Genomic DNA, 24,670 nt, shown 5'->3' on the forward strand with positions numbered 1-24,670 from the left:
TGTTTTTAGCCATTTGGCTTTGCGTCCTTTGCGAAAAACTTAACGCTCTTTGCGGTTAACCAAATTCAAAAAAACTAAAAGAAGAATTTCCGTATTTTCTGGTTTCAGTATAGCCTGGCTGGCTGTTTAGTTTCATGTTGCTTTGATGTTCTACAACTAAAAGTCCATCAGGTTTAAGCAATTTTTGCGCTTCAATTATCACTGGGATTTGTGGAATATTCGGCATGTTGTAAGGCGGGTCGGCGAAGATTAAATCATAAGAACCTGTCATTTGTTTCAGTAACTTGAAAACATCTCCTTTGCGAACATCTACCTGATTAAATTCGTGTTTTTTAGCTACTGTTTTAACCCAATTAACGCAGCCATAATCCATATCAATAGCCAATACACCTTCGGCGTTGCGAGAGGCAAATTCAAAAGTCAGGTTTCCTGTTCCGCAGAATAAATCAAGAACGGAACAAGTTTCTAAATCGAACCGATTATTTAAGATATTGAAAAGTGCCTCTTTTGCCATATCCGTAGTGGGGCGCACAGGTAAATTTGCAGGCGGCTGCAAACGAATTCCTTTTAATCTGCCTCCTATTATTCGCATAAATCTAAAGCAAGCAACCCGCTGAAATAGTGTTTCGGCATATCGGCCAATAATTCACTGTTTTGTTTTCCTGCGGGAAGAAAAAAATAAAGGTTATTGAAATATTTTAGAAGCGTGTTATAATAATCATCGTCTTCGTTAATAATGCCTTGTAAATAAACCGGAGCAGATTCTGTTAAACCCAATTGCTCAATAATTAATAACAAAAAGTAATTAAATTCCTCTGCCGTTTCTGCTTCGTAATGGTTTTGAAAATTGATTTTTTTATCTTTTACAAACAGGACATTAAATGAGGATGCCGTAAAATCAATCAATAAAGCATCGCCAGATAAATGACTGAACAAAGCCAACAGCGGAGAAGATTGAGGGTAAAAAACCGTGTTTTCGGGAAGCTTTTCTTCCACCTTTTCATCCAATGAAAAAAGCGTATTAAAGCCCAATTCATCATGATGTTTGGTGTAAACTTTACCTTCCGGACCCAGAAATTTAGAATAAACGGAAAGGTTATCTTTATCAAACCATTCATCGGGAATGAAAATGAAATTCGAAGTGTGAATAGCAGCTTTTATAGCTGAATATTTCTGAGATAAAAAGGAGTCTGATTCAAAAGCTACCTTCAAATCTTGCTTTAAATCCTCACAACCTTGTTTATCAAAAATTACATTAATCTCCTCTGAATCTTTATTTATAACGGCGTAAGAAAAACTGTCATTCGTTATTTTTAATAATAAATGGCAGTTCACCGATGTGTCAGCTTTAAAATTCGGGTCGACTAATAAAAGGCTGTTTTTACTCATTAAAACAAAAATAGAGTTTTTTAGAGATTTACCGCAACCCAAAACCAACAAAAGAAATTAACAACAGATAAATAGAATAGACACAGATGTTTTTTTGCCACAGTTTTTTGCCACGGAAACACGGATTGACACGGAAGTTTAATCGATTTCTTTCCGTGATTTCAGAGTTTCCGTGGCAAATGTTTTAGACATAATAATCCGTGTTTATCTGTGTACATCTGTGGTAAAAACCCAACTAAATCTTTTTACCAAAATCAAACCTTTCGCTTATCTGAAATCCAAAATATTCAGCTTAAATTCGAAACATGAGTTACAAGCCTACTTATAAAGCAGCAAACACAGTTGCGGCTAAAATTGAGCAACATTTTATAAAACTGCATGCAAATGCAGCGGCGCAGGGCGAGTTGGATTTGGCGACACAGCCAGATAAAAAAATTATTGAGGCACTGATTGATGTTGCTTTTTGGAGTAGCTTGCGTAAAGAAGAAGGGCATTCGCCTCGCATTTCTGTGGCTTTTATGCCTCCATCGCAAACTTCTAAACCGCTAAAATTTGCTAAACCTTTGCCTTTAAATGCCAATACTTTGACCAAAATCGCTCCTGGTATTGAGCGTTCGGGTATTCACTTAGGTGTTTGGGAAGAAAATGGCGAACTATATATATGGGGCACAACATTAAACATTCCGAATTTTTGTTTCGTGGTTGATGTTTCTGAACCAGGACTTATTGTAATTAAACACCGTAGGATTTATGGCATTGGGAAATATACCAATGTTGCCGTTTTAAAGGGCGAGCAAATTAGAATTGTTGACGATACTTCTTGCTCTAATCGCGATTGTCCGCCGATTTTAAAAGCCTTGCTTGATTTAACTGTACTCGCCAGTTGGAACGATCCGATAAATATTTTGATTCAGTTTTCTGTTTCTATGCGTAGCCATGGGCGGGGCGGGGCGTTACTGATTGTTCCAAAAAATGATACCAAATGGGAAGAATCTATTATTCATCCGATACAATACTTAGTTGAACCACCTTTCTGTGGTTTATCAAACCTGGCCAAACAAAGTGGCAACCAAAGTGAGATTTTTTCTCAAGGTGCTTTACGTCGCGAGGTGGAGCATTTGGCAGGGTTAACCGCTGTTGACGGTGCAACTATAATTAATGAGCAATTTGATCTGATTGCTTTTGGAGCAAAGATTGGCCGTGCGAAAGGCAAACCTACAGTAGAGCAAATTGCTTTTTCTGAACCGATTGTTGGTGGCGAAGACAAAATTTTATATCCAGGACAATTGGGTGGTACAAGGCATTTTTCAGTTGCGCAATTTGTTAACGACCAGCCGCAGGCTATTGGTTTAGTGGCTTCGCAAGATGGGCATTTTACTATTTTTAGTTGGAGTAAGCAGCAGAAGATGGTAATGGCACACCGTATTGAAACGTTGTTGTTGTAATTGGAAAGGCGTCATTGCGAGGTACGAAGCAATCTCTTTACTTTTTTTCTTTTTGTCCTGGCCGGACGGGCTTTTTTCTTTTTGACAACAAAAAGAAGCAAAAATTGCCGGGCTGAAAATTTTCTTTTGAAATTAGTGGTTTGGCTTTGACAAGCTATCCCGAAAAATTTGATAGGCCGGATTTAAGTGGAACGGAGATAGAGTGGTAAGGCTTAGCTGGGTGGGTTTGGCGTTCATGCATTTCGCAGGGACTAACATTAAAAAGAGCTTGTATCTTTGCTACCTAAACCGTATTGAAGCGGCATCTTTTTTGTTTCTGTACTTCGACAGGCTCAGTATGACATTTACAAAAAAGATACAGCGGAAAGACGGGCTGCTGCAAACGATTCGCAATACAATTGCTTTCCAAATTAATTATCAAAGCGAACAATTAACCGATTACCCAGTTAAAACAATTAAACAACCTACATGTACATCGATAAAAGTCAACTAATTGCCCAATCTTACGAACATATGCCAACAAAAGAGCAGTTGCTTTTTTGCGAGCAGATGTCGAGGTTTTTGCAGGAGGCTGATGAGTACAAATGTTTTGTGCTGAAAGGTTATGCGGGTACGGGAAAAACGACTTCGGTAGCGGCATTGGTAAAAGTTTTGGCAAAGTTTAATCTGAGGAGCGAATTATTGGCGCCAACCGGGCGGGCGGCGAAAGTAATGAGTCAATATTCTTATCGGAAAGCATTAACCATTCATAAAAGAATTTATAGAAAACGTTCAGCGGCATCGCCTGAAATGCAATTCCAACTAGCGCCAAACCTATCAGAAAATACACTTTTTATTATCGATGAAGCTTCGATGATTGCTGATGAATTTAATGAAACGGGTTCCTCAATTTTGAGGGATTTATTGGAGTTTGTATACAACACGAAAAACTGTTTTCTGCTTTTTGTTGGCGATACCGCACAGCTGCCACCTGTTGGGAGTTTGGATAGTCCTGCTTTGAACGAACAGTATTTGAAAGATAAATTTGCATTAACTATAACCTCAGTGGAGTTAAAAGAAGTGGTTCGGCAGGAAAAAAAATCGGGCATTTTAGCCAATGCAACGATGTTGAGGAACCAGATCTCTAAAAATCCTGAAAATCCGCTACCTAAATTTCTAACTAAAAAATACAAGGACATTTATAATATGGCGGGCGCCCGATTGGTTGAGGGTTTGGAATATGCCTACCGAAAATTCGGAATTGAAAATACGTTGGTGGTTTGCCGGTCTAACAAATCGGCGAATGTTTACAATCAACAAATCAGGGCTAGGTTGCTTTATCGTGAGGAAGAATTAACAGGTGGCGACCAGATTATGGTGGTTCGGAATAATTATTTTTGGCTGCCCGAAAATGAGGAAACTGCTTTCATAGCCAATGGCGATATGGCCAAGGTAATTCGGGTGCGTGGCGAAGAAGAACGTTATGGTTTTCGCTTTACTGATGCTACGTTAGAATTTTTGGATTTTCCTGCTGCAGGACAAATTAGCTGTAAAGTGATGCTGGATACCTTGAACTTGGAATCAGCAAATCTGCCATACGAGCAGAATAAGAAACTTTTCGATGGTTTAAATGCAGATTATGAACACATCGCAAATAAAAGAGAACGTATGCTGGCCATAAAAGCCGACCCATTTTATAACGCATTGCAAATTAAGTTTGCCTATGCGGTTACTTGTCACAAGGCACAAGGCGGTCAGTGGGATGCGGTTTTCGCCGACCAGGGTTATTTAACGGAAGAAATGATCGATTTGGATTTTCTACGCTGGTTGTACACGGCAGTAACAAGAGCTAAAAAGGAGTTGTATTTGGTTAATTTTGCTCCACAGCTTTTTGCGAAAACTGCGCAGGAAGATTACTTTTAGGAGATGATGAATGATATTAACCACAGATATACAGGATAAACACAGATAAGTTTGCCATTATTTCAGATTAGAATTCATTATATAACACATCAACTTAAATGCGCTAAAATGTTTTACATGGTTCAAAAAATCGATAACATCTGCGGTCAACCACGCTTTAATTTTTACCTTGAATCGCTAACCAAAATTATACTATGAAATTCGCATTTAGCCTTAAAAATAAGCTGAAAGTTGCATTCTTGCTATTCTGTATCATGTGTTGCACTTTGCTTATTCGTTTTTTGGAAGATAAAAGTGTAACAAAAATTAACGAGTCTTTTATCTCAATGTATAATGATCGATTGGTTCCGGCAACTGATTTATTTTTTATTGCCGAAAACCTTTATCATAAAAACGCCATTCTACAGGATGTTTTTTCAAGTGGAATGGATCCGTCGACCATCATTTCAGAAATTAATAAGAACAATCTAAAAATCGATTCTGTTATCACTAAATACGAATTGACACTATTGGTAAAGCAAGAAAAAACCTTTCTTAACGATTTTAAAGAAGCCTTGAATATTCAACAACAATTGGAAAATAAGATGTTGACTTTAGCAAGCAATGAGGGAAAACAAATCTACGAGTCGATTGGAAGAACTGCATCGACGAAAACACTCGAGAAACTTTCTGCATTGATTAAAATTCAATCGAAAGTGGGAGACGAGCTGATTAAAGATTCTAAAATCTTTGTCTCAGGAACGAAAATTTACTCCACATTTCAAGGTATTCTGGCCGTTATCATCGGCATCATGATTGTGTCGATTATCTCAGCATCCAACATGGTAAAAATTCAGAATGATAAGTTTAATCTGAATTAGTTTTATCGCAGTTAAAAATTAACCACATAAGAAACATAAGAACATATCAGCTCAAATGACCTTATATGTCTTATATGGTTCAAAAATTGTAGCACCCTATTCCGCATCCTCATCGGTTAACAACCGAATCGAATCATCAGAAAGTACAATTAACCGCTCTTTATAAAGCGAACCTATCGTTTTCTTAAAGGCACTTTTGCTAATCTGAAAACGGTGGTAAATTTCCTCTGGAGAACTTTTATCACCCAATTCAATTACACCGCCACTCTTTTTCAATTCAGCCAAAATCATTTCTTTCGAATCAAGAATATGCCCATAACCGCTGGGTTGTAAAGTCAAATCAATTTTACCTTCAACTCTAATTTTTTTAATCCAACCTTTGCGCTGTTCGCCAACTTGAAGGTTATCAAAAACCTCGTTGTGGTACAATAAACCAATATAAGTATTATTAATAATCGCGTTGAAGCCCAAATCAGTTTCTTCAGTAATTAACAAACTAACCTCGTCGCCCTCTTCAAAATCGAAGTCTTCCTCTTCAACAAAATCGTACAATTTCGATGATGCCAAAAGGCGTTCGCTATTTTCGTCCAGGTACAAATAAACTACGTATTTGTAGCCTTTTTGCATTGGTCGTTTTTGTTCTTTAGTTGGCACATAAACATCTTTATCTATACCTAAATCGATATAAGTGCCATCTTCGCCATCAGCAACAACTTTTAAGAAAGCAAAATCTCCTACTTCGGCATAAGCTTTTTGCGTAGTTCCAGTTAAGCGGCCATCTTTTTGAATGTAAACAAAAACGCTCACATTATCACCAATTTCCAAACCTTTTGGTACATATTGGTAAGGCAAAATGACTAATTTATCGCCATCAGTTAAGTTTAAACCAGCCTCGGTTTTGCTTAAAACTCTTAATTCGTTGTATTTTCCTATTTCAATCATAATATGGGCACCATTTTCTTCAATGGTTACAACAAAGGTAGCAATGTTTGAGTGGATTATATTTTAATTATTTGGAAAGGTGCTGTTATGTTTCATCGGATTGGTTCTGTCGGGCTGTTCGCTAAATCTTTTAAAACATCTGTCATTCCGAGGAACGAAGAATCTGTTTCATCGGTTGCAGAGAATGTGAACTTAGGTAGTTGCAATTTTAAAAGTATACCGCTGCCATCCCGTTTAGAAACAAAGGATTTTGCAAAACGCAATAAACTTTGGGAGTTAATTTCTATTTGATTCCGTTGGTTGAAACCAACAGCAATGAATATCGAGCGCTAGCCATTATGCTATTCATTGCAGGCTGATTTGACTGCCTTTCATCAAATAATTGACCAAGGCTTTAGCCGAATTAATGTAACCAAATCACAATGGTAAAAATTAAAATAAACATACCATCTATTCAGATAATTGGGTTAAATTTGATGTTTACAATAGTTCATATCACAACATGGCAAAACTCAAAGAGGCTAAAAAACCAAGTGTTTTTAGTTTACTTGCATCATATAAAGGCTTAATTTTCCTGCTGATTTTATTTGCGTTATTAAGTAATGGCATTAATTTATTATTGCCAAAAATTATTGCCCATGGAATTGATTCTTATACCAATAACACTTTTGATTTAGATTCGATTTTATTGCAGTTTGCGCTTGCGATTGTATTGGTTTTTATCTTCACTTACCTGCAGAGTATTGTGCAAACCTACGCATCAGAAAGGGTAGCACGAGATTTACGAACCAAACTATCCGACCAGATTTCGCGTCAAAGTCATGCCTATATTATTCAGGCGAATCCATCTAAGCTACTTACTAACCTTACTTCCGATGCCGATTCAATAAAGATGTTCGTATCGCAGGCAATTGTTTCTCTTGCATCCTCTATATTTTTAATTGTTGGCGCCAGCATTTTATTAATGATGATCAATTGGAAATTGGCTCTTTGTGTCATTGCCATTGTGCCTATAATTGGTGGTGCTTTTTTCTTCGTTTTGAAAAAAGTAAGGGTGTTGTTTATTAAAAGTCGTGAAGTGATCGATTGGCTGAATAAAGTAATCAGCGAAAGTATTTTAGGGTCTGCCTTAATTCGTGTAATCAATTCGCAACAACTTGAATACAACAAATTTCTGGATGCAAACGCGAAAGCCAGAGATTTAGGATTGTCGATTCTTCGTCTTTTTGCAGGTTTGATACCAATTATTGTATTTGTAGCTAACCTTGCAGGTTTAACTATTTTAGTTCTCGGTGGTCATTTTGTGATTAACGATACCATGAGTTTGGGTGAATTTGCCGCATTCAATAGTTATTTATCACTTATTATCTTCCCGATTTTGGTGATTGGCTTTATGAGTAATGTGATTGCACAGGCAACGGCATCATACCAAAGAATAGAAAGTGTTTTAAACGCACCAGAAATTAAACATCCGGGAACTTTAACAGATGAACTGGTAGGCGATGTAGAAGCCAAAAACATAACACTAACCATCGGACAAAAACCGATATTAAAATATATTTCCTTTGCAACCAAAGCTGGTTCAAAAACGGCAATTATTGGTCCTACAGCTGCGGGGAAAACTCAATTACTTTATATTCTCACGGGTTTAATCCATCCAAATAGTGGAGAAGTTCTTTTTGATGAAAAGGAAATTAATCAATATAACCAAGAGAATTTTCACAGGCAAGTGGGTTTCGTTTTTCAGGATAGCATCATGTTTAACATGAGCATTCGCGAAAATATTGCGTTCAGCGATACCGTTACCGATGAATCATTAGCAAAAGCAATTCAAACTGCCGAATTAAAAGATTTTGTAGACAATCTACCCGATAAATTGAATACCATCGTTTCTGAACGTGGAAATAGTCTTTCTGGAGGGCAAAAACAGCGAATTATGTTGGCGAGAGCACTGGCTGTAAATCCGAAGATTTTATTGCTCGATGATTTTACAGCAAGAGTGGATAACAATACCGAAAAACGAATTTTGGAAAACATTCAACAAAATTATCCTGGTTTAACCTTATTATCAGTTACTCAAAAAATAGCATCTGTTGAAAATTACGATAAAGTTATCTTGCTGATGCAGGGCGAAATCATCGCAGAGGGAACACATCAGGAATTGCTAAAAAGCAGCCCTGAATACGTTCAGATTTACAATTCACAACAGAGCACCAGCAATTATGAACTACAATCTTAACCAGCTTACTCAAAAGCAGGAAAAGCAATCTACCTACCAGGCGCTTAAAAGATTGCTTAAATTTATTTCTGGCGAACATAAAAATTTATGGCTGGCACTAATTGCAATTCTGGTAAATTCTGGCTTGCTGTTACTTGGGCCACTTTTGATAGGCCATACTATCGATGCCTATATCCGAACAAAACAGTTTAATGGTGTATTAATGTTCGCCGGAATTATTCTTGTAATGTATTCGATTGCCATGGTTACAGGTTACACGCAAACTAAATTAATGGGTGGCATTGGTCAACGAATGCTTTTTACCTTGCGCAATGCTATTTTTAACAAACTTCAAGAATTACCAGTTTCTTTTTTTAATGAAAATAAAGCTGGCGATTTAATTTCTCGCGTAAACAATGATACCGATAAGCTAAACCAGTTCTTTTCGCAATCACTGATGCAATTTGTAAGCAGTATTATCACCATGATTGGCGCTGGCATTTTCCTGTTGTCTATCAATTTTGAACTAGGTGCTGCAGCACTTTCGCCTGCAGTTGTAATTGTACTTTTTACCGTGATTTTATCTCCATGGGTAAAGAGAAAGAATGCAAAGAATTTAAAAAGCGTTGGCGGAATGAGTGCCGAAATTCAGGAAAGCCTGAATAATTTTAAAGTTATTATTGCTTTTAACCGTCGCGATTACTTTAGGAAACGTTTCGATGAAGCCAACAGAGAAAATTACAAAACAGCAATTGGTGCAGGTTTGGCTAACAATATTTTTGTACCGGTTTATGGTTTACTTTCGAGTGCAGCACAATTAATTGTTTTGCTTTTCGGTATATATTTAATTTCCATTGGAAATTTTTCTTTGGGCCTGTTAGTGAGTTACATTTCTTACTGCACTAATTTTTACAATCCGTTAAGGCAGTTGGCGGCACTTTGGACAAGCTTTCAAGTGGCAATGGCCAGTTGGGATCGGATTTCGCAAATCCTGTTGCTGGAAACAAACCTTACTCAGGTTGACGACGATAAATCTGTCACATCAGATGCTTTGCTGGAATTTAAAAACGTTCATTTCTCATATAATGATTCGAAGGAGATTCTGCATAACATCAATCTAAAATTCGAAAAAGGTAAAACTTATGCCCTGATTGGTCCAACGGGTGGTGGTAAAACTACAACCGCATCATTAATTTCTCGTTTGTACGATGCTACAAAAGGTACCGTTTTACTAAATGGAAGAGATATTCGCTCATTTACTGCAGAAGAACGTACCAAGAAAATCGGATTCATTTTACAAGAGCCATTTTTGTTTACAGGAACCGTAAAAGATAATATTCTTTATGGCAACAGTCAGTATAAAGACGTGAGTGATGATGAATTAAAAAAAATCATTCAGGATGCTAACCTCGATGCACTTCTGGCCATTTTTGATGAGGGATTAAATACCCAAATTACATCAGGTGCTGATAGTATTAGTTTAGGGCAAAAGCAGTTAATTGCTTTCATGAGAGCAGTATTGCGTAACCCTGAATTGTTGATTTTAGATGAAGCAACAGCAAATATTGACACCATTACAGAGCAATTGTTAAGCAGTATATTGAATAAATTATCAAAAGAAACAACCCTGGTGATTATTGCGCACCGCTTAAATACCATTGAAAATGCCGATGAAATTTATTTCGTAAATGAAGGTGAGGTGCAAAAAGCTGGAACACTAAATGATGCTCTTGATATGTTATTAAAAGGGAAGAGGGTAAGTTAAATTTTCCAAACAACAAATGGTTCATCGCTCAAATCAATTTCAGAACCATATAGCTGATTTATTAATTTTATTTTCAGTAAATTTTGAAAGTTTAAAACATTAGGCTATTTTTGTTTGTAAATTAATATTTATGAAGCAATCTAATAAGAAGGTTTTAGGTTTTATCATTCCGAATTTGGTCATTTTATCCATTATTGGTAACAATAAAATGCTCAATCCAGCAAGTGGTGGTGTGTTGGTGTTTTCCGAATTTGTAATTCTGCCAATGCTTATGGGCATTATGAGCGCCTGGTTTTGGAAAGACTTTAAGCTATCGAGTAAAGCATTAATCTGGAATTCTATTTTAAACGGCTTTATTGCCATATTACTTAGTTTTTTATTCTTGGGAGAAGGCACTATTTGCTTAATTATCGTATCTCCATTGATATTTGCATTTGTTATTACCGGGGCATTTATTGGCAAAACAATGTTCAAAAGAAATAATCAAAAATTTAATGTCAGTTTTGTTTTCTTACTACTCTTCATTTTTATCACCGATTCCATATCTGATCATCATTATGAAAATATGGTTTCAGATAAAATCGTAATTAAAGCAACGCCAGAAAAAATCTGGAAAAATGTTGTGGCATTTGAAAAAATCAAAGAACCAAATCAGTACTGGCTATTTAAAGTTGGTATGCCAAGCCCAATGCAAACTACCGTAACAGCAAATAAGCTTGGCGCCGGCAGAAAATGTATTTTTAGTAATGGTTACACTTTTGATGAAAAGATAGTTGCTTTTGATGTAAACAAAAATCTAACTTTCGATATCGTCAATCAGCCTCAAGATCCGGAAATAATGGGGCACATTGATATTGATAGGGGGCAATTTATTTTAAAAGATAACGGTAACGGTACCACAACGCTCATCGGGAATAGTTGGTATAAACTTCATGTTTTCCCTATTTGGTATTATGATATTTGGGCAGAAAGCATCACCAGAAATGTGCATTTAAGAGTTATGGAACATATCAAAACCCTAAGTGAAAAATGATATTTCGTTTTGTTGTAAAATACCTGGGTTTTTTGAAATCAATACCATTTTTCTCATTGATTTATGATAGCTTAATAAAACTTTGGATAATGATATCAAATCCACATATGTTATCATGGTGTGATGATATAGAAAATGAAGTACTAAAATGGGAGGGCACCTCCATCTCCTTACACAAATTTGGTGGTACCCAGTTTAACTTTTATAACAAAGAGTTAGGTCATTTGCATAGCAATGGCATTTTAGATATACGCTTGAACCAAAAGTTGAAAAAAATACTTACCGATAAAAAGCTTGCTCATGATCATCATATTTTTGAACAATCAGGATGGATTAGCTTTTATATTCATAACAAAGCTGATGTGGTTAGTGCTATATCTTTATTACGCCTGGCTTATGGTAAAATGCAGGAAATTTATTTCAAAAACCAGATTGTACAATAATAATTTTGTTCAGTTTATTCATCCAGCGAAATTGTAAATCGTGTTAATTAATTTTGTTATTCCTAATTATATAGGGATAGACAACTAAAAAAGCCCTTTCAGGATTGAGGGGCTTTTTTAATATTCTGAAAATTATGCTAACTAGGCTGCTTAAAATAATCTTGAATCAGCTGATGTTTTTCTGATGATACTGGTTGTAGTGTACAATTTATTAATCTGTGCTGAGATGAATTGTATTTCTCAATAAAGGTTGCTTCAGTATTACTGAATTTTAAATATCCTTGTTCAAAATATCTTTCTTCAATTTCGGCTGATGAATCCATTGATCTAAACCATAATTTAACCATCGATGAAGTTATTTTATCCAGGTAAAGCCAGTGATAAACCTGCGAGATATCTGTTCCTTCAGGCAGATCAGTTCGCTTAACTTCCATTATTAAAGTTTCAGCGTTTTCAAAAAGATAGAGTATTTTATAGTTGGACAACATTGTGGGCAAAAGTAATACAACAATTATAACTTCTAACAGGATGTTTTCAACATAATGAATTATAAAAGTTGAACACGTATTTTTTTATTGCTGATGACTCCAGGGTAGAGACTATAATTATTATTTACAGCTGTCTTTAAAAAAAGGGCTGCTAATACTAATGCCCACATTTATAGAGATTTTTAGAGTAAGATGATATAAACAATGGATAAAGATATGCTGTTGTTTAAAGTAAATAACATATCGAATAATATGAACGAGCCAAAAAATAATACTGATCAAAATCAGGGTACAGAATTAAAAGGATCGAATACAATTAAAGATCCAAATGATTGGAGTACAGGAGAAGAGCCTATGACAGGCGCACAGCAATCTTATTTAAAAACTTTATCTGATGAAGCTGGAGAACCATTTGACGAAAATTTGAGTAAAGCGCAAGCTTCCATACGAATTGATGAACTTCAGCATAAAACTGGTAGAGGTTTAGATCAAGATTAATATATTGATAAGCTAAATCATGTATGAATTAATAAAAATAAAGTCTGCAATTTTTTGCAGACTTTATTTTTTAGTAAATTTTCGCAAGAATTATGGAGCCGAAATAAAATGTTCATAAGTGCTCATTTAATTTTTATTGAACGATACTAATTGGATATTTTTTTAACGACTAAATAGGCCATAAGCAGCCCTCATTACTATACCTAAAATAGCCTTAAAAATACAAAAGACCCGCATAACTTAATATGCGAGTCTTTAATTGTGGAGCCGAAGGGAGTCGAACCCTTGTCCAGTTGTGAGATAACCTATACCTTCTACATGCTTATTTTTCAATTGATTTTCGGGAAATAAACGGGCTGAAAACCGACCTTATTTAAATCCTTAGATACTTTATCTCACTTCAAATCGCATCTCTTTGAAGCCAGCTTTGTTGTTTCGATGCCCCGATTTCTAACCCAACAATGCAGCAGTTAGAGGGACAAAAGCTAAGTAGTTCTAAACTAGGCAGCTAAGGCGTAAGTATTTTCGCCAACTAAAATGTGAACGTTCACTTTAAGTGCTCTCCGTACAACGCACTGCATGCTAACATAACCTTCGCCACCCTGTCAAATCCAAGAACGGCCCCAATAATCAATTATAAAATTGAAAATCGAATAACAAATGTACAAAAAATACGCCAAAGATGAATGATTGTTGTCTATAATTCAATCATTCTTCTTTATTGGAATTAAATCGTCCGCCCAGGATATTGTTGCAATGCAATCTCCAAACAATCCATTGCAGCATTCAAATCATCTGTATTTAATACATATGCCATACGCACCTCATTTTTGCCAGAACCTGGCGAAGAATAAAAGCCAGTTGCTGGGGCCATCATTACTGTTTGGTTGTTTTGGCTAAAATCTTCTAAAATCCACTGACAAAACTTATCTGCATCATCAATGGGAAATTTAGCCACCACATAAAATGCGCCACCAGGATTTGGACAGAAAACACCTTCAATGTTATTTAAACGGCTAACTAAAGTATCTCTTCTTAGGGTATATTCAGTGTTTACTTTTTCAAAATAACTATCAGGAGTATCAACAGCTGCTGCACCTGCAATCTGTTCAACCATTCCCGGACTTAATCTGGCTTGTGCAAATTTCAATCCTGAAGCAATAACTGCTGCATTTTTGGTAATTAAACAACCTAAACGGGCACCACAGGCGCTATAACGTTTTGATACTGTATCCATAATCACTACGTTTTCGTCTAATCCATCTAAATGCATTGGTGAGATAAACGCTCTGCCATCATAGCAAAATTCACGATAAGCTTCATCAGAAAATAAAAACAAATCATATTTAACACATAATGTTTTTAACGCTTCTAATTCTTCTTTTGAATATAAATAACCAGTTGGGTTATTCGGGTTACATATGATTATTGCCTTGGTTTTATCTGTAATCAATTTCTCAAATTCTGCAATAGGAGGCAAGGCAAAACCATTTTCAATGTACGATAAAATGGGTTTAACAACTACGTTACTCATGCAAGCAAAACCATTATAATTTGCATAAAAGGGTTCTGGAATTATAATTTCATCACCTTCATTAACACAAGTTTGCATGGCAATCGTAATCGCTTCTGATCCACCTACAGTTACCAAAATATTTTCTGGTTTGATATTGTAGCCCAGTTTATTGTAGTATTCAGTTAATTTTAAGCGATAAGCCAAAGTACCTTCTGATGGTGTATATGCCCAAACATTAAAGTCAATATTTTTTATTGCGTTTAACATTCCTTCAGGGGTTTCAATATCTGGTTGACCTATATTAAGGTGGAAAACCTTTTTACCATCTTGTTTTGCTTTATCGGCAAATGGAGTTAATTTTCTGATCGGCGAAGCAGGCATCTGCAAGCCTTTTTGTGAAATTTTTGGCATGGCACAAAAATAAAAAAGTCCCGATTAAAATCGGGACTTTTAAATATTATTTAATTTAAATGTTATTTTGAACTGGCAGAAGTAGCTGCAACTGTTTCTCCTTTAATATAAAGCACTTTAATTGGCGTTTTAGCATTTGAAGTAATGGTTACTGCTTTCGAAAAAGGTGATGGGCCAGCTGCTGCGTTAAAAGTAACTGAAATAACACCAGATTCTCCTTTTTTAATTGGTGTAACTGTGTATTTTGGAACTGTACAACCGCAACTTGCTTCCGCTTTGGTAATAATTAATGGTTCCTCACCAACGTTAGTATATTTGAAATCATAAGTAACCGGCTTGTTCAAAGCAATTTTTCCGAAATCGTGAGTTTCTGATTCGAATTTAAATTCTGCTGGTTTAGCTTGTGCGTTTGCTGCGATACCAAAACCTAAAACAAAAGCGAATAATACTAAGATCTTTTTCATGTTATATTGAAATTATTTTTCTAAAACTTATTAAAACAAATTTAATGTTTTCAGCTTAAAACAAAAACTATTCCAATTAAATTTTGCTTTTCCATATATAATTTTACAATTGAAGATAAAGGCAAACTTTTAATTTTGTATATATTTGCCGCAACCAATATTTGATTATGATGCATGATGAAAAATTTATAACCAACTCTATTGACCGTTCCGAATTAAGTTTTAACGATTTTAAAAGTATCGTTATCAATGATTATAAAATCGCCTTTGAAAGCAGACAAGCTAGTGTTTTAGGGCGTAGGGAAGTGTTAACAGGGAAGGCTAAATTTGGCATTTTTGGCGATGGTAAAGAAGTACCTCAGGTGGCAATGGCTAAGGCTTTTAAAAATGGCGATTGGCGCTCCGGATATTACCGGGATCAAACATTTGCATTTGCTACAGGCATTTCTACAATTAAAGAATTTTTTGCGCAATTGTATGCAAATCCTACAAATGGAGCAGATCCATTTTCTGGAGGAAGACAAATGAATTGCCATTTCGCAACCAAATCAATTAATGAAGACGGAAGCTGGAATGATTTAACCCAAATCAAAAACTGTTCATCTGATATTTCCCCTACTGGTGGGCAAATGGCCCGATTGGTGGGTTTAGCTTACGCCTCGAAACTTTTTAGGAACAACAAAGAATTAGATTATTTAAAAAACTTTTCTGTTCATGGAAATGAAGTAGCATTTGGTACAATTGGTAACGCATCCACATCAGAAGGGGTATTTTTTGAAGCCATAAATGCTGCTGGTGTGCTACAAATTCCTATGGCAATTTCTATTTGGGATGATGCTTACGGAATTTCTGTTCCTGCTAAATATCAAACTACCAAAGAAGATATTTCTGAAGTTTTAAAAGGTTTTCAAAGAGATTCAAAACAGCTTGGTTACGAAATATATAAAGTAAAAGGTTGGGATTATCCTGCTTTATGCGAAGTTTACGAAAAAGCAATTGCAGTTTGTAGGGAAGAGCATGTGCCTGTATTAATTCATGTTACCGAACTTACGCAGCCGCAAGGACACTCTACTTCGGGTTCTCATGAAAGATATAAATCTAAAGACCGTTTAACGTGGGAAAACGAGCACGATTGCATCTTAAAAATGCGTGAATGGATGCTTGATTCGGCTGTAGCAACCGAAGAAGAAATTGCAGAAGTAGAAAAAAAGGCAAAAATATTTGTTCGCAATGCACAAAAAGAGGCTTGGAACGAGTTTTTAGATAGTATAAAACCAGAACAAAAACAAGTAATCGATCTTGTTAACGGATTGGTTAAACATCAGCCAGAGTTGGCAAAAATCGCCGCTCAGTTGGCTGCAACTGCCGATGCACAACGCAGAGAGGTATTTACTTCGGCCAGGAAGGCAATCCGTTTATCAACCAAATTTCCATCACCAGAAAGAGATGAATTACTTCAATGGTATAAAGCACAAAACACTTTAAACTACGAGCGATACAACTCTAAACTGCATACAGATGGTAAGGATGCTCCTGACCAGATTGAAATTATCAATGCAGTATACGATGATCAATCGAAAATGGTCGATGGTAGAGAAATATTAAATGCTTGTTTTAATAAAAATTTTGCCCGCGACCAGCGATTGGTTGCCTTTGGTGAAGATTTAGGAAATATTGGGGATGTAAACCAGGGATTTGCTGGTTTACAGGCAAAATATGGCGAATTACGGATTACTGATACTGGTATTCGCGAAATGACCATTATGGGGCAGGGTATTGGATTGGCTATGAGGGGATTAAAGCCCATTGCTGAAATTCAATATTTGGATTATTTAATCTTCGCATTAAATGTTTTAAGCGATGATTTAGCTTCATTATCCTATAGAACTAAAGGGATTCAAAAAGCACCGGTTATTGTTCGTACCCGAGGGCATCGTTTAGAAGGCGTTTGGCATTCTGGTTCACCAATAAGTATGTTATTAGGCTCGTTAAGAGGAATGCATTTATGTGTTCCGAGAAATATGACTCAAGCTGCTGGGATGTATAACACGCTTTTTAGAGCTGATGAACCGGCTGTAGTGATAGAATGCCTTAATGGTTATCGCTTGAAAGAAAGCCTCCCAAATAATGTTGGTGAATTTACTATACCTCTTGGCATAGCAGAAGTTTTGGAATCAGGGAATGATATTACAGTGGTTTCTTATGGTTCAACTTTAAGATTGGTTCAGGAGGCAGCCGAAGAATTGGCTGTTATGGGTATTTCTGTAGAGATCATCGACCCTCAAACCTTATTGCCTTTTGATAAGACGAATGTTTGTTCATCATCATTAGCAAAAACAAATAAGCTTTTAATTGTGGATGAAGATGTTCCCGGAGGCGCATCATCTTATATCCTGCAAAAAATATTAGAAGATCAGAAAGGATATTTTAGTTTGGATGGTCAACCTAAAACCTTAACTGCAAAAGCGCATCGCCCACCTTTTGGATCGGATGGAGATTATTTTAGTAAGCCATCAGTTGATGATATTATTGAAACCATATATGGAATGATGCATGATGCAAATCCTTCTAAATACCCTTCTATCTACTAAATAACGTAAAGAAAAATAGGAATATATAAATCGCTTAAAGCATTTTGATCAAAAAAAAATTTGATTATTTGTTAATTTTGTATTAAACATTTATCTTACAAGGTTAAAAGTCTATTATTCCCTATATTATGCTTTCAAAAGTCTATTATCGCATTATTTATGCTATAACATTTCCTACACTAACTTTTCTTAGTATTTAATATTTTGAAAAGATCAGTTGGAAATAATAGGTTAAGATTATCACGTACAGAAATGTATGGAGCTTTTTGGCTATTCAGGATACTTGTTATTATTTCACTCTTATTCCCATTGCTTTCATCTGCCCAAACAGCAGAACAACAAAAGCGGCTGGATAGCTTATTATCCATAAACCAGAATTACAATCAATTCGACTCGGTAAAGGTTAAACTCCTTATTGAAGTATACCGGCAGTACATGCGGATGAAAGATGTAGATCGTGTAGAAGATTACACCGATCGTGCCATCCAATTGGCCCAGCAGTTAAAACTCAGAAACTTTGCAGCCATTACTTATTACAGAAGAGGCTTATTTTATCATGGAAGAACAAACTATGTTAAGGCTGAAGCAAACTATGTTTCTGCAATAAATGAGTATAACCAGCTTAAAGATTTAGATATGGTGGCCGGCACTTATCTAAATTTGGGAGCCATGTATGCCAACATACCAGATTATGCAAAATCTCTTGAAGTAAACCAAAAAGCAATAGCCATATATGAAAAGTTAGGAAATGAACCAGACCTGGCCAGCTGTTACACAAATATTTCAAGCATTTATCAAAATCTCGGAAAGGCGAGTCAATCATTAGTCTACCTTCAAATGGCGCTTAAAGTTTTTATGAAGGATGATAACAGCGTTAGGGGTGTTTCGGTGGTATATAACTTAATTGGTTCAGCTTATTTTGACGCTTCGAAAGAAGAATTGGCAAAGATGGGAAACTCAAATAAAGAAAGGCTACAAATTGCACTCTTCAACTTTGAAAAATCTTTGGCCATAGCCGAATCATTAAAGGATAATGGATTAATTGCTTCAAATAAGCGAAATATAGCAAACGTTTATAATGAAACTGGTGAAAATGATTTAGCACTAAAGTCTTATCAAAAAGCCATTCAGATTAGTCAGCTGGGAGATGATAAAAATTTGTATGCTGAATGTTTATATGCACTTGGTAACTTTTACCACAAACAAAAAGATTTTGATAATGCAGTAGTACTTTATTCAAACAGTTTTGATATTGCGAAAGAAAATAACCTTTTAGAAACCAAGAAGAAATCGGCATTAGGCTTAAGCGATGTTTATGAAGGGTTAAATAAATATGATGAATCTTTAGCTTTTTATAAAGAATATATCATTGTAAAGGACCAAATTTTTAATAGAGATAAGGAAAGAGAAATTACCCGCAGACAGATGCAGATCGACTTCGGTTTTAAAGAAAAGGATTATCAGTTTCGGCAGAAAATAACAGATGTAGAGCTACAGAAACAGGTTTTGTTGGCGAGACAACAGCAACAGGAACTTTATTTAAAACAACAACAATTGGCATTAAGTGATAAGGAAAAAACGCTTCAACGCTTAACATTTTTAAAGAAACAGGCTGATTTAGAAATGGATCGCCAATTGCAACAGAACAAGTTCGAACGGGCAAAGTTACAGGCTAAATATGAAACCTCATTAAGAGATAAGCAAATAATTAGGCAAGAACAGCAAATCAAATTTGATTGGCGGGTGAAAATATTTCTTACTGTGGCCATTACGCTACTTCTTTTAACTGCATTTCTTATCTTTTTAAATCAACGAAAAACAACCCGCTTAAATATTATCATCAGTACACAAAAAAGAGAATTAGAGCAATTGGGTAGAGTAAAAGATCGAATATTCAGTGTGGTAAGTCATGATATGCGAACACCTGTAAATTCACTCATATCTTTTATTCAACTATTGGAAGGTGGAAATATTGAGCAGGATAAATTAACAAGATATGCCTCTTCTTTGAGGAATAACTTAAGCTATACTTCAACCATGATGGAGAATCTGTTGAATTGGGCCGCAAGTCAGATGCAGGGTTTCAATCCGCATTTGGAAGTTTTAAATATTCGCGATTTGGTATCAGAAGTGGCACAATCATTACAGGATCAGGCTAAACAAAAGCATATTACTGTTGCCAATAATTTAACCGAACAAATTTTATGCAAAGCAGATGCTAATATGCTTTCTCTTGTCATTCGAAATTTATTGAACAATGGAATAAAATTTACTCCTGAAAATGGGAGGATTGATATATGCGCAATCACAAACTCCGAAAATGTACAACTTAAAATAGCCGATACTGGTGTTGGATTAAGTATGGGTCAGATTAATCACTTTAATAAATCTGAATATTTAGGTGCAGGTGAAAGTAGTTTAGGAACTAATAATGAAAAGGGAACAGGATTAGGATTAATGCTTTGCCGAACATTTATAACCTTGATGGAGGGTGAAATAAAGGTTGGGCAAAATGAAGGTGGCGGAACAATATTTACCATTACCCTACCAAAATAATATGCCCCTTTTTTAATAGATTAATTATTTGATAAACCTGGAAAGGATTTTTTTGTCAATAGAATTTTCCATTAATTCCTGTCTATTTGCAGCACTAATCGGAACAACAAAATTGAAATCTAAATGGACCTCATGATTGGTTAATGTTGCAATATGATTTATGTTAATGATATATTGCTTGTGTACACGTGCGAAAATTTCTTTTGGAAGTTGCTTTTCTAAATTTTTTAAACTTACTAATATTATGTGCTTATCGGTACTTGTAAATAGTTTTGAAAAGTCACCCATACTTTCTATATAAATAACATCATTATATTTCAGTTTGGTAATTCCCTTGGTTTCCTTAAAATAAAAGAAATCATTTTGATCATTTTTGAATTCATTATGATCAGTTCCATCATTTATAAATTGCTTTTTTAATTCAAGATATTCGATGGCTTTATTTGCTGCTTTTAAAATTCTTTCGAATGTGGCCGGCTTTACCACAAAATCAATTGCATCTAAATCATAGCTTTCTACAGCATACTCGCTATGTGAGGTGATAAAAATAAATAGAGGTTTTTGTTTTATACTTTTTAATAATGCCGTTCCCGATAGTTCGGGCATATCAATATCAGAAAATACAATGTCGATATCAGTGTTGGATAATATACTCGCTGCTTCGATTCCACTAGTACACACTTTTATTATATCTAGTGATGGAATTTTTTTAAGGTGCATTTCCAGTGCATCTCTTTCAATTTCATTATCATCAACGATAATACATTTATACAACATTGTTCAATTTGTTAAATTTATAATAATACAGGCTTAACACTGTATTGTTTTAAATATACTCTAAAATTATGTCGATTAGAATAAAATATTTTTAATAATTCTAACGCTATTCTTTCTGCTCTATTTCCTGTGTTTTTTCTCTCCTGTATATGTTTTTTCTCCGGCTTTAAGGGCGATTTGTAAATCATTTTCTTCTGGCGGAACTGGGCAGCGATAGCCATCGCTGTAGGCACAATAAGGATTGTATGCTTTATTAAAATCGATTTCAATTTTATTATCGATGATTTCTTTCGAGCTTAAATCGATATACCTGCCACCGCCATATGTTTCTTTATTGTTTGTTTCATCGGTAAATGGCAAAAAGAGTAAATCCTTATAAATCGGATTACTAGCCAGTGCGATGCTTTTGTATAAAGTCATAATGATTGCTTTGCCGTTTATTTTAAAATTTACTTTTGCATAGCGATAAAATTCCTTGCTTGTTCCATCATACGTGGGCATTTTAAAAACCTTTTCATTCTTTAAAATTTCAACATCTGCTAAAATTTTATATGTGCTATCTGCCTCAAAGAAATGAAGATTTTGTAAATCACTTTCTTTTAACGGCGAATTCGATTCTTTGATAAAATCTTGTTTGTAGCTTTCGCGATGCTTGGCTATTTGCTCGGAGTAGGATTGAGCAAAAGTATTTAAGCTGATGAAGAGAAGTAGGATAGGGAGGAGTTTCATAATTGGTTGTAATTGAATGAATTATATGTTTTCGTCATTGCGAGGCACGAAGCAATCTTTTCCTTAGTGAGATTGCTTCGTACCTCGCAATGACGGATTTTAAATTACACTCGCTTTGTTTCTTAAAAACTGGTCGGCCAAAACCAAAGCAGCCATAGCTTCTACGATTACAACTGCTCTTGGAACCACACAAGGATCGTGGCGACCTTTGCCTTTAATTTCTGATGCCTCACCAGCAGCATTTATGGTTTGCTGATTGTGCATAATGGTAGCAACTGGTTTAAAAGCGACTTTAAAAGTGATGTCCATTCCGTTTGAAATGCCACCTAAAATACCACCTGCAAAATTTGTGGTGGTTTTAAAAATTTTTGAATCGGCAGCTTTCGGTTGAGGAATATCGTTGTGTTGCGAACCTCTTAACTCGCTTCCTGCAAAGCCAGAGCCATATTCAAAACCATGAACAGCATTAATGCTTAACATGGCTTTGCCTAAATCGGCGTGTAACTTATCGAAAACGGGCTCACCTAAACCTGCCGGACAACCTTTAATTACGCAACCAATTTTCCCACCAACAGTATCGCCGTCTTTTCTAACAGAATCAATAAATTCAATCATTTCATGCGCTGTTGCCGGGTCGGCACAACGTACAATATTATCTTCTCTAATATCCAGCAAAGCTGATAAATCGTTACTTTCTAAATTTGGCGCTTCAATGGTGCCAACTGACGTTACATGGGCAAAAATCTCGATGCCTTGTTGCTTTAAAAATAATTTTGCAATTGCACCAGCAGCCACACGGGCAGCAGTTTCACGGGCAGATGAACGCCCACCACCGCGATGGTCGCGGATGCCATATTTTGCATCATAAACATAATCTGCATGGCTTGGTCGATAAACATCAACATTATGACCATAATCTTTAGAACGTTGGTCTTCGTTAGGAATTAACAACGCAATCGGTGTACCTGTACTTTTTCCTTCAAATATTCCGGATAAAATTTGAACGGTATCGCTTTCTTTTCTTTGTGTAGTAATTTTCGATTGACCAGGTTTGCGTTTATCCAATTCTGATTGAATAAAATCCATGTCAATATCCAATTGCGCCGGACAGCCATCAATAATTACCCCAATGGCTACACCATGAGATTCCCCAAAGGTGGTGATGCGAAAAAGTTGTCCGAATGAGTTGCCTGCCATTTTGAGTTAAAAGTTTTAGGTTATAAGTTGTAAGTTTTGTGGTCTTTAATCTTTGCTCTTTTATCCTTGTTCTTATACTGAAAACCCTGCCTTTTTTAAATCCTCCCAAAAATATGGATAAGATTTTTCTACAACTTGCATTTCTTCAATTTCAACTTCGTTGATTAGTAATGCAAGCGGTGCAAAAGCCATAGCCATGCGGTGGTCCTCGTAAGTAGCTATTGTAATTTTTTCGGGGAAATGAAGTTCGTCAGTATTAAGTGTATAAACAAAATTATCTTCAGTTAAAGTTACACCGATTTTCGCAAGCTCGTTTTGTAGCGCAGCAATTCGATCAGTTTCTTTAATTTTTAAAGTTTCTAATCCGGTAAACGACATATTTTTACCTAGAGCAGCAGCAATAACTATAATAGTTTGCGCCAAATCAGGGCAGGTTTTTAAATCCAGAACTTGATTAGTTTCTAATGATAAACCTAAATTGCTGATCAAAATTCCTTTTTCAGTTTTTTCAGTTGCAATGCCAAAAATCTTCATGATTTTTTGAATCTGGCTATCGCCCTGCAGGCTTTTTTCTTTCAATGCAGGTAAACTGATTTCAGCTTCATCAGCCAACGCTGCGATGCTGTACCAATATGATGCAGCGCTCCAATCGGGCTCTACAATTAACGTTCCTTTCTGAAAAGATTGGGGTTTTATTGATATCGAATTTCCGTTCCAAGAATGTTCAATACCAACTTCAGCCAGCATATCCAAAGTCATATCTACATATGGCTTTGAAGTGAGTTCTCCTTCAATATCTAAGGTTAAACCTTGAGGCAATGTAGGCGCAATCATTAGCAATGCTGAAATATACTGACTGCTCACATCACCTTTAATTTTAACTTCAGCGGTTTTTTGATTTAAAGGGCCAACAATATTCAACGGAGGAAACCCATCATTTTCTGCATAAGAAATCTCTGCCCCAATAGTTTTCAGCGCTTCCGCCAAAATACCAATCGGGCGCTGTTTCATGCGCTCGGTTCCAGTTAATAAGAAATTGCCGTTTTTTGCAGATAGATAGGCTGAAAGAAATCTCATCGCTGTTCCCGCAGGACCAACATCAACGGTTTTAGATTCTTCAATTTCTACCTCTAACTCTTCTTCCAAATTATTTAAAATATCATTCAAAGTTACCGTATCAGCAGCATTCGAAAGATTTTCTACTTTAACCAATTTATTGCTTAAAGCGCTAATTATCAAGGCTCTGTTGCATTCGCTTTTTGAGCCAGTTAACTGGATTTCCGTATTAATATTCTTGGTTCCTTTAAAAGAAACTAAGGCATTTTTTGACATTGTATTCTGGTTTTATTCTTAAATGCAATTGTCAGACGTTTCCGACTGACAATGCATTGTAATTTATAGTATCATTTTGATTTTGCAGCTACCGTTTTAAGATTGCTACCCCGA

The 24,670-nt window shown here is 35.7% G+C and carries 20 protein-coding genes and 1 other RNA gene; 10 read left to right on the top strand and 11 right to left on the bottom strand.

The window, feature by feature from the left end; all coding sequences use genetic code 11:
* Window positions 1-55: 55 nt before the first annotated feature.
* Window positions 56-592, bottom strand: a complete 537-nt coding sequence (gene rsmD, locus LUA91_RS18495; protein ID WP_231427593.1) for a 16S rRNA (guanine(966)-N(2))-methyltransferase RsmD — start codon at window positions 590-592, stop codon at window positions 56-58.
* Window positions 583-1,389 carry a DUF3822 family protein gene (locus LUA91_RS18500; RefSeq protein WP_231427594.1) on the bottom strand — a complete coding sequence of 269 codons (807 nt, stop codon included), beginning with the start codon at window positions 1,387-1,389 and terminating at the stop codon, window positions 583-585. The genes rsmD and LUA91_RS18500 overlap by 10 nt, the downstream gene beginning before the upstream one ends.
* A gap of 305 nt (window positions 1,390-1,694) precedes the next feature.
* On the opposite strand from LUA91_RS18500, the gene LUA91_RS18505 reads away from it, so the two are divergent.
* From LUA91_RS18505 to LUA91_RS18515, 3 genes are all read left to right on the top strand, one after another.
* Entirely contained in the window at window positions 1,695-2,834 is a 1,140-nt protein-coding gene (locus LUA91_RS18505; RefSeq protein WP_231427595.1) for a putative sensor domain DACNV-containing protein, read from the top strand.
* A gap of 468 nt (window positions 2,835-3,302) precedes the next feature.
* Window positions 3,303-4,736, top strand: coding sequence for an ATP-dependent RecD-like DNA helicase (locus LUA91_RS18510; RefSeq protein WP_231427596.1), 1,434 nt, complete (start codon window positions 3,303-3,305; stop codon window positions 4,734-4,736).
* A gap of 194 nt (window positions 4,737-4,930) precedes the next feature.
* Window positions 4,931-5,596, top strand: a complete 666-nt coding sequence (locus LUA91_RS18515) for an MCP four helix bundle domain-containing protein (RefSeq protein WP_231427597.1) — start codon at window positions 4,931-4,933, stop codon at window positions 5,594-5,596.
* 96 nt (window positions 5,597-5,692) lie between these two features.
* On the opposite strand, the gene LUA91_RS18520 is transcribed toward LUA91_RS18515, so the two are convergent.
* Complete coding sequence (locus LUA91_RS18520) at window positions 5,693-6,538, bottom strand: S1 RNA-binding domain-containing protein (protein WP_231427598.1); 846 nt, start codon at window positions 6,536-6,538, stop codon at window positions 5,693-5,695.
* Window positions 6,539-7,040: 502 nt separating this feature from the next.
* Here LUA91_RS18520 and LUA91_RS18525 point away from each other — a divergent pair.
* The 4 genes from LUA91_RS18525 to LUA91_RS18540 all read left to right on the top strand — a co-directional run bounded on the left by LUA91_RS18525 (window position 7,041) and on the right by LUA91_RS18540 (window position 11,997).
* Entirely contained in the window at window positions 7,041-8,777 is a 1,737-nt protein-coding gene (locus LUA91_RS18525) for an ABC transporter ATP-binding protein (RefSeq protein ID WP_231427599.1), read from the top strand.
* Window positions 8,761-10,521 (top strand): ABC transporter ATP-binding protein, encoded by a 1,761-nt coding sequence (locus LUA91_RS18530; protein WP_231427600.1) that lies wholly within the window; start codon window positions 8,761-8,763, stop codon window positions 10,519-10,521. The genes LUA91_RS18525 and LUA91_RS18530 overlap by 17 nt, the downstream gene beginning before the upstream one ends.
* Window positions 10,522-10,651: 130 nt before the next feature.
* Window positions 10,652-11,554 (top strand): hypothetical protein, encoded by a 903-nt coding sequence (locus LUA91_RS18535; protein ID WP_231427601.1) that lies wholly within the window; start codon window positions 10,652-10,654, stop codon window positions 11,552-11,554.
* 89 nt (window positions 11,555-11,643) lie between these two features.
* Window positions 11,644-11,997, top strand: a complete 354-nt coding sequence (locus LUA91_RS18540; RefSeq protein WP_231427602.1) for a luciferase family protein — start codon at window positions 11,644-11,646, stop codon at window positions 11,995-11,997.
* A gap of 137 nt (window positions 11,998-12,134) precedes the next feature.
* On the opposite strand, the gene LUA91_RS18545 is transcribed toward LUA91_RS18540, so the two are convergent.
* Window positions 12,135-12,431 carry a hypothetical protein gene (locus LUA91_RS18545; RefSeq protein ID WP_231427603.1) on the bottom strand — a complete coding sequence of 99 codons (297 nt, stop codon included), beginning with the start codon at window positions 12,429-12,431 and terminating at the stop codon, window positions 12,135-12,137.
* 306 nt (window positions 12,432-12,737) lie between these two features.
* Here LUA91_RS18545 and LUA91_RS18550 point away from each other — a divergent pair, with 306 nt between their 5' ends.
* On the top strand, window positions 12,738-12,983 hold the full coding sequence (locus LUA91_RS18550) for a DUF3072 domain-containing protein (RefSeq protein ID WP_231427604.1): 246 nt from the start codon (window positions 12,738-12,740) through the stop codon (window positions 12,981-12,983).
* Window positions 12,984-13,242: 259 nt separating this feature from the next.
* On the opposite strand, the gene ssrA is transcribed toward LUA91_RS18550, so the two are convergent.
* The 3 genes from ssrA to LUA91_RS18565 form a co-directional block, all read right to left on the bottom strand.
* Window positions 13,243-13,608: a transfer-messenger RNA gene (gene ssrA / locus LUA91_RS18555) on the bottom strand.
* A 102-nt stretch (window positions 13,609-13,710) separates the two neighbouring features.
* Window positions 13,711-14,910 (bottom strand): pyridoxal phosphate-dependent aminotransferase, encoded by a 1,200-nt coding sequence (locus LUA91_RS18560; protein WP_231427605.1) that lies wholly within the window; start codon window positions 14,908-14,910, stop codon window positions 13,711-13,713.
* Between the two features lie 62 nt (window positions 14,911-14,972).
* The gene (locus LUA91_RS18565; RefSeq protein ID WP_231427606.1) at window positions 14,973-15,374 is read right to left on the bottom strand and encodes a DUF1573 domain-containing protein; all 402 of its coding nucleotides are present in this window, start codon (window positions 15,372-15,374) and stop codon (window positions 14,973-14,975) included.
* A 167-nt stretch (window positions 15,375-15,541) separates the two neighbouring features.
* Here LUA91_RS18565 and LUA91_RS18570 point away from each other — a divergent pair, with 167 nt between their 5' ends.
* Entirely contained in the window at window positions 15,542-17,965 is a 2,424-nt protein-coding gene (locus LUA91_RS18570) for a thiamine pyrophosphate-dependent enzyme (protein WP_231427607.1), read from the top strand.
* Between the two features lie 204 nt (window positions 17,966-18,169).
* On the top strand, window positions 18,170-20,521 hold the full coding sequence (locus LUA91_RS18575; RefSeq protein WP_231427608.1) for a tetratricopeptide repeat protein: 2,352 nt from the start codon (window positions 18,170-18,172) through the stop codon (window positions 20,519-20,521).
* A gap of 24 nt (window positions 20,522-20,545) precedes the next feature.
* Here the strand turns inward: LUA91_RS18575 and LUA91_RS18580 are convergent, their stop codons facing one another.
* The 4 genes from LUA91_RS18580 to aroA form a co-directional block, all read right to left on the bottom strand.
* Complete coding sequence (locus tag LUA91_RS18580; RefSeq protein WP_231427609.1) at window positions 20,546-21,298, bottom strand: LytTR family DNA-binding domain-containing protein; 753 nt, start codon at window positions 21,296-21,298, stop codon at window positions 20,546-20,548.
* 120 nt (window positions 21,299-21,418) lie between these two features.
* Window positions 21,419-22,027, bottom strand: coding sequence for a DUF1684 domain-containing protein (locus LUA91_RS18585; RefSeq protein WP_231427610.1), 609 nt, complete (start codon window positions 22,025-22,027; stop codon window positions 21,419-21,421).
* A 99-nt stretch (window positions 22,028-22,126) separates the two neighbouring features.
* Window positions 22,127-23,224 carry a chorismate synthase gene (gene aroC / locus LUA91_RS18590; protein WP_231427611.1) on the bottom strand — a complete coding sequence of 366 codons (1,098 nt, stop codon included), beginning with the start codon at window positions 23,222-23,224 and terminating at the stop codon, window positions 22,127-22,129.
* Window positions 23,225-23,296: 72 nt separating this feature from the next.
* Complete coding sequence (gene aroA, locus LUA91_RS18595) at window positions 23,297-24,556, bottom strand: 3-phosphoshikimate 1-carboxyvinyltransferase (protein WP_231427612.1); 1,260 nt, start codon at window positions 24,554-24,556, stop codon at window positions 23,297-23,299.
* Between the last annotated feature and the right edge of the window lie 114 nt (window positions 24,557-24,670).

The organism is Pedobacter sp. Leaf250, from assembly GCF_920984735.1.
Taxonomy (GTDB): domain Bacteria; phylum Bacteroidota; class Bacteroidia; order Sphingobacteriales; family Sphingobacteriaceae; genus Pedobacter.

Coding starts and splice junctions, on each gene's coding strand:
- LUA91_RS18530 (WP_231427600.1), top strand. CDS start 8,761: ATGAACTACAATCTTAACCAGCTTACTCAAAAGCAGGAAAAGCAATCT.
- LUA91_RS18510 (WP_231427596.1), top strand. CDS start 3,303: ATGTACATCGATAAAAGTCAACTAATTGCCCAATCTTACGAACATATG.
- LUA91_RS18525 (WP_231427599.1), top strand. CDS start 7,041: ATGGCAAAACTCAAAGAGGCTAAAAAACCAAGTGTTTTTAGTTTACTT.
- LUA91_RS18560 (WP_231427605.1), bottom strand. CDS start 14,910: ATGCCAAAAATTTCACAAAAAGGCTTGCAGATGCCTGCTTCGCCGATC.
- LUA91_RS18545 (WP_231427603.1), bottom strand. CDS start 12,431: ATGGAAGTTAAGCGAACTGATCTGCCTGAAGGAACAGATATCTCGCAG.
- LUA91_RS18520 (WP_231427598.1), bottom strand. CDS start 6,538: ATGATTGAAATAGGAAAATACAACGAATTAAGAGTTTTAAGCAAAACC.
- LUA91_RS18505 (WP_231427595.1), top strand. CDS start 1,695: ATGAGTTACAAGCCTACTTATAAAGCAGCAAACACAGTTGCGGCTAAA.
- LUA91_RS18565 (WP_231427606.1), bottom strand. CDS start 15,374: ATGAAAAAGATCTTAGTATTATTCGCTTTTGTTTTAGGTTTTGGTATC.
- LUA91_RS18500 (WP_231427594.1), bottom strand. CDS start 1,389: ATGAGTAAAAACAGCCTTTTATTAGTCGACCCGAATTTTAAAGCTGAC.
- aroC (WP_231427611.1), bottom strand. CDS start 23,224: ATGGCAGGCAACTCATTCGGACAACTTTTTCGCATCACCACCTTTGGG.
- LUA91_RS18550 (WP_231427604.1), top strand. CDS start 12,738: ATGAACGAGCCAAAAAATAATACTGATCAAAATCAGGGTACAGAATTA.
- LUA91_RS18585 (WP_231427610.1), bottom strand. CDS start 22,027: ATGAAACTCCTCCCTATCCTACTTCTCTTCATCAGCTTAAATACTTTT.
- LUA91_RS18515 (WP_231427597.1), top strand. CDS start 4,931: ATGAAATTCGCATTTAGCCTTAAAAATAAGCTGAAAGTTGCATTCTTG.
- LUA91_RS18540 (WP_231427602.1), top strand. CDS start 11,644: ATGATATCAAATCCACATATGTTATCATGGTGTGATGATATAGAAAAT.
- rsmD (WP_231427593.1), bottom strand. CDS start 592: ATGCGAATAATAGGAGGCAGATTAAAAGGAATTCGTTTGCAGCCGCCT.
- LUA91_RS18570 (WP_231427607.1), top strand. CDS start 15,542: ATGATGCATGATGAAAAATTTATAACCAACTCTATTGACCGTTCCGAA.
- aroA (WP_231427612.1), bottom strand. CDS start 24,556: ATGTCAAAAAATGCCTTAGTTTCTTTTAAAGGAACCAAGAATATTAAT.
- LUA91_RS18580 (WP_231427609.1), bottom strand. CDS start 21,298: ATGTTGTATAAATGTATTATCGTTGATGATAATGAAATTGAAAGAGAT.
- LUA91_RS18535 (WP_231427601.1), top strand. CDS start 10,652: ATGAAGCAATCTAATAAGAAGGTTTTAGGTTTTATCATTCCGAATTTG.